This window comes from Bradyrhizobium sp. (genome assembly GCF_049581145.1).
GTDB lineage: Bacteria > Pseudomonadota > Alphaproteobacteria > Rhizobiales > Xanthobacteraceae > Bradyrhizobium.
Genome location: NZ_JBAURI010000564.1, coordinates 1 through 8,429 on the forward strand (window position 1 = coordinate 1; position 8,429 = coordinate 8,429).

Below are 8,429 nucleotides of genomic sequence, written 5' to 3' on the forward strand. Positions count from 1 at the left end.
CGCCGACCAGCGCCGAAGCCGCGGCGCCGGCCGCGATCGCAAGCGGCAGCGGCAGGCCGGCATGCGCCGAAGACGCGGTGACATAGGCGCCGCACATGATGAATTCGCCGTGGGCGAGATTGATCACGCCCATCATGCCGAAGATCACCGCGAGCCCGCAGGCCGACAGCACGAGGAACGCGAAGGCATCGCCGAACTGATACAGCGCCGAGAATGCGAGGGTCGCCAAGTCCATAACTAGACCGCCATGAATAAACCGACAGCTGCAGATTCGAAAAAAGCCGCGGCAGCAACGATCGCTCGCCGCGCGATCCGCGGGCATCGCTCCGGCGCGCGAATGCGCCGGAGCGATGCAGGCGCGGCGTCAGGGTTTCGGCGGCGGATTGGACGGCGTGTACTGCGCCATCGGATCCTTCTTGGTCAGATCGCAGCCGGCCTCGCCGAGCCAATACGGCTTGATGTCCTCCCATACCTTGGGAAAGGTGATCGAATGGTCGGCGCCCACCCTGGCCAGATAGATGGTATGCGACATGTGCTGGCTCTTCGGGTCGATGCACACCTTGCCCTCCGGCGCGTCCATGCAGACATCGCCGAGCGCGATCACCTTGCGGATGTCATCCCGCTTGGTCGACTTGGCCCGCTCGACCATCTGCTTGTAGAGGTAGACCGCAAGATAGGAGTTTTCGGCCTCCTGGTTCACATAGGGCTCGTTCGGGAACTTGGCCTTGAACTTGGCGAGGAAGGCCTTGCTCGAGGGCGTGTCGATTTCCTCGATATAGTTGGTGGTGACATACATGTCCTTCAGGCTCGGCGGCTTGAAGCGCTTGTGCTCGTAGCCCTGCCCGACATTGACCGACGAGGCCATCGGCAAATTGACATTGGCCGAGGCCGCCTGCTCATAATAGGATGCCTGCGCAGTGCCGACCAACAGCGTCACCACGAAATCCGGCTTCGCCTTCTGGATGTTGGCGATGCTCTGCGAGAACTGCGAGACGCCGAGCGGGATGAACTCCTCGCCCGCCATTTCGCCGCCATGCTCCTTGACGATGTTGCGGACCCACTCGGCGGAGATCTGACCGAAATTGTAGTCGGCGGCAAGCGTGTAGACCTTCTTGCCATACTTCTCCATCATATAGGGAATCAGCGTCGAGAACTGCTGCTCCGGCACCGCGCCGGTGACGATCATGTGGCCGTCGCAGACGCCGCCTTCATACTGGTTGTTGTAGAAGGCGAAGCCGTTGAACTGATCGACGATCGGCCGATACGCCTCGCGCGAGGCGGACGAGAAGCCGGCGAACACCACGTCGACCTTGTCGCGCTGCAGCACGCGCCGCATGAACTCCTGATAGCGGGTGTTGTCGGATTGCGTGTCATAGGTGACAAGCTCGATCTGCCGGCCGGCGATGCCGCCGGCCTTGTTGATCTCATCGGTCGCGAGCTGGATCGCATGGACCTTGCCGATGGTGGCCAAGGCAAAGTCGCCGGACTGGTCCTCCAGCACGCCGATCTTGATGGGACTTTCCGCCAAGGCCGCGCCGGACGCCAGGACGATCGCGCCGGTGAGGGCTGCGGCGCGCAGCCCCCGTCGTAAAGTTTTACTCATGTCAGTCTCTCCTACATCGCTCGCTTGTGGCTGCCTTGCAACGTGACGCTGGTCGGACGGCCGGACGAATCCGCTTGTGTCGGCCGCTTGTTCAGAAACTCCTCGCAGTAGAGTTCCAGGTTCTGCCGCGCGCGCATGCTTTCGCGGCGGAGCAGGTCATAGGCGCCGTCCTCGTCGAGGCCGCTCTGCATCAGGGAGATGATCGCGCGCACCACGGCCCGGCGGCCGCGGCGGCGCGCTTCGAGATCGCTCAGGCGCTCGGCCATCTCGCTGCGCAGCAGAAACTGGTTGATGCCCATGAAAAGCGATGCATAGACCGCGCCGCCGTGGACCGGCTTGCGCAAAAACGACGTCGCGCCGAGATTCACCAGGGCCTTGAGGCGGCTCGGCGCCTCGACGCCGACCAGGCCGATCACCGGCGCCGGCGGCAGGCGCGACGCGGGATCGACCTCGATCGCGACCACGCCTTCGAGATCGCCGTCGACGAACAGGACGTCGCGTTCCGGCTGCAAGGCCGCGACATCGATCCGGGCCCGGCCGCCTGCGATCTCCGGATATTCGCTGCCGACGCCGAGCTTGGCGAGCGTGGTCTCCAGCGTCGCTTCCCATCCGCAGCGCCTGGTCACGATGAGGGCGCGACCGCCCTTGAAATTCTGCAGCAGTCGGAACGTCATGCTTGCACCACTCTGAGCACCGGGGGACGCATTGCGACCGCGAAGCGCGGCTGCGACTGGACGAGATAAGGATCGGGAGCCACGGGCCCGGGCGCCTCCATGAGGACATCGAATTGTCCGTTGACGTTGGAGCGTCCAATTCGCGGCGTCAGCCAGGCATGAAAGGTCTGCGGATCGATCCGCACCTCGCCTTGCGGCGCGAGCAGAGACTGGTTGGCGACCGCGGCGCGCACGGCGCGCGCCTCATCGGTGCCGGCCCGCTGCAGCGCTGTGGCCATCAGCTTGACCGCGATATAGGAGGCCTCGGCATCGGCACACGCCACGGGCATGTCGGGAAAGGTTCTGGCATAGGCCCGGACAAAGGTCGCGTTGGCCTGCGATTGCAGCGACGAAAAATAGACGCTTGCAGTGAGATGACCGTCGATCGCATCGGAACCGATCTCGGCCAGTTCGGGTTCCGACAACGTACAGCTCGCCACCGGAATGTCGGCGGCCTGATCCAGACCGCGCGAACGGCAGGCGGCACGGAAGGCGCGAAAGAAGGCGTAAGCGCTGGTGCCGATCAGATTATTGAAGACGAAATCCGGACGCAGGTCGAGGATGGCAGCGATCACCTGATCGAACTCGGTGTCGCCGACGGTCAGATAGCGTTCCGCGGCGACGACACCGCCGCGCGCAGCCAGCGCCTCGCGAAAGATGCGGTTGTTTTCCCAGGCCCAGATATAGTTGGAGCCGACGCAAAACACGCGCATGGCGACCCGCGAGGCCATGTAGTCGACCAGGGGCAGCACGTGCTGATTGGGCGACGCGCCGGTGTAGATCACGTTATCCGAGCTTTCGAAGCCCTCATAATGCGACGGGTACCAGAGCAGCCCATCGAACTTCTCGAAGCATGGAATGACTTCCTTGCGGCTCGATGAGGTGTAACAGCCGACCACATGGCGGACGCCGGCCTTGAGGAGTTCGCAACTGAGCTCTCGGTAACGGGCCAGATCGCCCGCGGGATTGACGATGACGGGTTCGAGCGCGAGCGGCCCACCGGCTTGCGCGATCTCGCGAAAGGCCAGCAGCGCGCCGTTCAGCATCGCGCGCGACACCACGCCATACGAGCCGGCTGTCGAGAACATCACGCCGATTCGATGCATCCGCGCCATTGCCGAATCCAAAAAAGCGCCGCCCAAAACAAAAAAACGCCCGCCGGCCGTGAAGCCGAGGGCGCCCTCGCCACCAACCGAACACGCTTTGATTGCAAGCGCGGCGTTGGAAATGGTTTGACTTGCAGCGTCGACGGGCCGCTTTGCCCAACGCTTGGCCTTTACGGTCGTTGGAATCGTTTGTGATGTCAAGCGCGTTGTTGCAGCGGGACTTGCTCCAATTCATATCTGATTGCAGAAAAACTGAGCAGCATGACAGCGCGCGCATTGGTGTGGCGCCCGGTCAGATCGGAGCGCTGGTAGACCGCCGGCAACAGACCGGTACAGAGTCCCTCCCCTGCATGGAATAGACCTAGCCGTCCGCACGGCTACATTGATGACGCGTGACCAGGCCAGCCGTTGCAGAACGCGCGATCGGATTCCCAGACATTGGGGCATTTTCCGGATTGGTCGACACGGCTTGGTCAGGAAGATGCGACCAATAAAGGACAGCCGGAGCGTTCTCCGATTCAACGTAATCGGAAAACGCCATGGCCATGCGATGAGGCGATAGGCATCGGCCAAAACACGTGCTATTGGGCATCCCGCAAATAGATGCAGGCAGTACAAGAAATGCAGCCAGAACAAGAAAAGTCAGGGAGCCCTTTGATCGTGATCGAGCGACGTCGACTTTTGAAGATTGCGGCAACGGGTATCGCAGCATCGGTGGCGACACCTTTCGTGGGGCGAACCGGCTGGGCTGCCACACCGACCCATACCCTCAAGCTCACTTTCGCCGACACCCAGAGCCACCCGCTCTATGACGTGCTCAAACGCTTCGCGGACGCTGTCGCAATGCGGACGTCCGGCGCCGTCGAGATTCAGGTGTTCAGCCTCGGCCAGCTCGGCAGCGGGACCAACATCCTCACCGGCCTGCAGACCGGGATCATCGATTTTTGCGCGCACACATCGGGCTTCATCGACAGCATTTTCCCGAAATTCCAGGTGGTCGATCTGCCGTTCCTGTTCTCGGATTCGGCCTCGGCGGAACGCATGCTCGACGGACCGACCGGCGCGAAGCTGTTGGACATGCTGCCCTCGAAGGGCATCTACGGGTTGGGTTTTGGCCACTGGGGCTGGCGCGTCGTGTCGACCATCGACAAGAAGGCGCCGGAGCCCGCCGACATGAAGGGCCTGAAAATCCGCGTTCAGCCGGGCGCGATCTTCGCTGCAACCTTCCGCACGCTCGGCGCGAGCCCGGTCGCAATCGACCTGACCGAAGTCTATCTGGCGCTGTCGCAGCGTGTCATCGATGCCGTCGAGACGCCGATGATCTCGCTCGCCGCAACCAAGGACGACGAGATCGTGAACACGATCAACATGACCAATCAGGTCTATAATGTCGGCGTCATGATGGCGAGCAAAGCCAAGTTCGATGGCCTGCCCAAGGAGGCGCAGGACGCCATTCGCGCGGCGAGCATCGAGCTGACAAAGGACTGGCGGACCACGATCGCCGCCAAGAGCGACGAGATCGCGCAACGCTACAAGGCCAAGGGCATGGCAATCGTCGAACCGAACCGCGACGATTACCGCAAGGCCACCGAAAGCGTGTATGCGCAGTTCAAGGACATCATCGGTGCCGATCTCTATGCTTCGGTGATGAAGGACGCCGGGCATGCCTGAGCCGTCCTCGCCGTCGTCCGGCGGCGAGCAAGCGACCGCGTCCGGATTGCTCGATCCGGCCGCGCATCCGCTCGGGCTGGGGCGCGGTCGGACGGCGGACCGGATCCGCGCGTCGCTGAATGGCATCGACCTGGCGTTTCGCGCGCTTCTCGTGTTCGCCCTGGTGGTCCAGCTGGCCATCGTGCTGACCGGCATCGTCTCGCGATTCTGGTTCGACGAGTCGCTGCTGTGGGCCGACGAAGCGGCCAAGCTGTTTCTGTCGCTGACGACCTTCGTGGGCGGCGCGCTGGCGTTTCGCGCGCGCCATCACACCACGGTCGAGTTCCTGACGGCACGATTTTCGCCGCGTTGGCGCACTTCGCTCGCGATCGGCATGGATCTTTTGATCCTGGTTGCCGCGGCCGTGGTCGGCTATGTCTCGCTCGACCTGCTGTCGATCTCGGCGACATCGGACACGCCGATCCTCGGGATCAACGCAGCCTGGCTGGTGCTGCCGCTCACGGCAGGACTTGGACTCACCGCGTTGTTTGCGGTCGAGCGGCTGGTGTACGACCACGCGCCCCGGGACGTCATTGCCCCCGCCTGCGTCGTCATACTGCTCGCCGGCATCGTCTATGCCGCTTCTGTCGTGCCCTCGCTGCATCTCGAGAACGGCGCGGCGCTCGGCATCATGCTGATCGCCTTCCTGCTGGCGATCCTGCTCGGACTGCCGGTCAGCTTTGCCATGCTGCTCGGTTCGGTGACTTTCCTTTTGGCCACCGGCGTGGCGCCGCTGGTCGCGGTCGCGCAGAACACCTTCGACGGCACCAGCAACTATATCCTGCTCACGCTGCCGTTCTTCATCTGGGCCGGCCTGATCATGGAGAAAGGCGGCATCAGTCTTCGGCTTGTGCGCTTTGCCATGACGCTGGTCGGCCATATGCGCGGCGGCCTGCTCCAGGTGGTGGTCCTGACCATCTACATGGTCTCGGGTATTTCAGGATCGAAGATCGCCGACGTCGTCGCAGTCGGATCGGTGCTGCGCCGCGAATTGCAGCGTCAGGGATACAAGCCGGAGCACGGCGCCGCGGTGCTGGCAGCGTCGGCAGCCATGTCGGAAACGATCCCACCGAGCCTTGCCATGCTGGTGCTGGGATCGGTGGCGCCGATTTCGATCGGAACGTTGTTCATTGCCGGCCTGATGCCGGCAGCCGTTATCGCGTCGATGCTGATGCTGCTGAACTACGTGCTGGCGCGTCGCGGCAAGATGCCTTCGACGCCGCGCGCGACGGCATCCGAATTGCTGCAGGCGACGGTCGGAGCCGTCTTGCCGCTTGTGATGCCGGTCATCATGGTGATCGGTATCCGCTTCGGCGTCGCCACGCCGACCGAGGTGTCCAGCGTGGCGGTGCTGTATGGCCTCTTGCTGGCGTTCGCCGTCTACCGCGCGGTCGGCGTCAGGGCGCTGTACGAGATCGCCGTGGAATCCTCGCTGCTGGCCGGAATGGTGCTGTTCATCATTGCGGCCGCTTTTTCCTTTGGCTGGACATTGACGGCAGCAGACCTGCCCGCGAGCCTCGCCCTGATCCTGCATTCGGCCGGCGACAGCCGCGTCGTATTCACGCTCGGAACCATCGTGCTGCTGATCGTGGTGGGATCGCTGCTCGAGGGCCTGCCGGCGCTGATCATTCTCGGGCCGCTGCTGATGCCGATTGCAGGCCAGTATGGCATCGACATCATCCACTACAGCATGATCATCATCCTCGCGATGGGCGTCGGGATCTTCATTCCGCCGATCGGAATCGGCTTCTACGTCTCCTGCACGGTGTCGGAAAGCCGGCTCGAGTCCACCAGCCGCGCGATGCTGCCATATCTCGCGGTGCTGATGATCGGTGTCGTGGTCGTGGCGTTCGTGCCGTGGTTCACGCTTGCGGTGCCACATCTGATCCGGGGACATTGAGCCGGCAGGCCCCGTGGGAAACGCCCTTTACATCCTGGTGCGGCGCACGGTCAGGTCGGAGCGCTCGAAGACTGCCGGCAACAGGTCGGTGCACAGGCCCTTCGTCCCGCATCGGATAGACGTTAGCCGTCCTTGATCACGGGCACATTGGTGACGGGTTATGTCTCTCGAGCACCATCGATGGCCATCTCGCCATCCTGTCCGCCGTCCGCGGTTGCGGCGGTTGACGGACTGATCGACTTCGTGGACACCATGTTTGAGGGAATGGAATCCGGCATCGACGCTGGTCTGCTCGATGGCAGCATCGAGCCTGTGCCGGGCGTCTAGCAATCGAATTGCACAAAATCGAGGGGGCAACCAAGATGACGACGACGGCAGCTCTGCCACAGCAAGCGGCGATGGATAGCGCCGTCCGCTACCTGATCGGCAAATACAGCCCCAGGGGCAACAGGGTCGGATGGTTGATGATGGCCTCGATCCTGGTCGAGGCCTGGGACCTCTATTCCATCGCTTTCGTCCTGATCTTCATCAAGGATCAGTACCACCCGGATCCGTTCCTGCTGGGGCTCGCAGCCGCCGGGACGCAAGGCGGCGCGCTGATTGGCGCGCTGATCGGCGGCTGGCTGTCCGACAAGATCGGCCGGCGCGTCATGTTCCTGGCGACGATGGCGATGTTCATCGTGCTGGCGATCGCCCAGGCCTTCGTGCCCAGCGTCGGCTGGCTGGTCGTGGTTCGTTTCCTCCTGGGCGTGCCGCTCGGCAGCGACATCTCGACCGGCTACACCTACATCATGGAATCAATGGCCAGGGGCGAGCGCGAGGTGATGGGCAACCGCTGGCAGTTCATGTTCGCGGTCGGCGAGGTGCTGACGCTGGCGGTGATCGCGGTCTTCCTCGTTCTCGACCTCAACCACGAGACGGTGTGGCGGGTGACGCTGGCACTTGGCGCGCTGCCTGCGCTCGTCATCCTCATCATGCGCCACGACGTGCCGGAAACGGCGGTGTGGCTGGTGCGGCAGGGGCGTTTCCGCGAGGCCAAGCGGGTCGCCGGGGAAATGTACCACGACAATCTCGACATGCTGCCGGACGAGGACGTCGTGGTGCCGAAGCCGAGCCCGATTGCCTTCCTCGTCGACCTGCCCAAGGATCCGATAAGATGGCGCGCAACGCTGTATGGCTGGATCGCCTGTTTCGCGGAGGCCAGCGAGTTCTCGACCTTCGGCTTCTACCTGCCGGTGCTGTTTGCGATGGTCGGCGTCTCCTCGATCCTCGGCAACAACCTCGTCACCATGGCCCTGTTCTGTCTCGCGGCCGTTTCCGGCTGGGTCGGACCGCTGCTGACACCGAAGATCGGCCACCGCGGCATCGGCATCGCCGGCTTCGCGATCGTGCTGGTG

General features: G+C 63.3%; 8 protein-coding genes. 4 read left to right on the forward strand and 4 right to left on the reverse strand.

Going from position 1 to position 8,429, the window contains the following annotated elements; all coding sequences use genetic code 11:
• From WCB02_RS18645 to WCB02_RS18660, 4 genes are all read right to left on the reverse strand, one after another.
• The coding region (locus tag WCB02_RS18645) for an ABC transporter permease subunit (protein WP_423960254.1) at window positions 1–235 on the reverse strand (235 nt) is incomplete at its 3' end.
• A 129-nt stretch (window positions 236–364) separates the two neighbouring features.
• A complete protein-coding gene (locus WCB02_RS18650; protein WP_423960255.1) occupies window positions 365–1,603 on the reverse strand; it encodes an urea ABC transporter substrate-binding protein in 1,239 nt (412 codons plus the stop codon).
• Between the two features lie 11 nt (window positions 1,604–1,614).
• Window positions 1,615–2,277: an ANTAR domain-containing response regulator gene (locus WCB02_RS18655; protein ID WP_423960257.1), complete on the reverse strand. Its 663-nt coding sequence runs from the start codon at window positions 2,275–2,277 to the stop codon at window positions 1,615–1,617.
• Window positions 2,274–3,431, reverse strand: a complete 1,158-nt coding sequence (locus WCB02_RS18660; protein WP_423960260.1) for a transporter substrate-binding domain-containing protein — start codon at window positions 3,429–3,431, stop codon at window positions 2,274–2,276. Before WCB02_RS18660 ends, WCB02_RS18655 begins: the two co-directional genes overlap by 4 nt.
• 651 nt (window positions 3,432–4,082) lie before the next feature.
• Here WCB02_RS18660 and WCB02_RS18665 point away from each other — a divergent pair.
• From WCB02_RS18665 to WCB02_RS18680, 4 genes are all read left to right on the forward strand, one after another.
• Window positions 4,083–5,093 carry a TRAP transporter substrate-binding protein gene (locus tag WCB02_RS18665; protein WP_423960262.1) on the forward strand — a complete coding sequence of 337 codons (1,011 nt, stop codon included), beginning with the start codon at window positions 4,083–4,085 and terminating at the stop codon, window positions 5,091–5,093.
• Complete coding sequence (locus tag WCB02_RS18670) at window positions 5,086–7,032, forward strand: TRAP transporter large permease subunit (protein WP_423960264.1); 1,947 nt, start codon at window positions 5,086–5,088, stop codon at window positions 7,030–7,032. Before WCB02_RS18665 ends, WCB02_RS18670 begins: the two co-directional genes overlap by 8 nt.
• Before the next feature lie 180 nt (window positions 7,033–7,212).
• Window positions 7,213–7,359: a hypothetical protein gene (locus WCB02_RS18675; protein WP_423960265.1), complete on the forward strand. Its 147-nt coding sequence runs from the start codon at window positions 7,213–7,215 to the stop codon at window positions 7,357–7,359.
• Window positions 7,360–7,394: 35 nt separating this feature from the next.
• Window positions 7,395–8,429 (forward strand): MFS transporter (locus tag WCB02_RS18680; protein WP_423960266.1); only part of this gene is annotated, 1,035 nt, incomplete at its 3' end.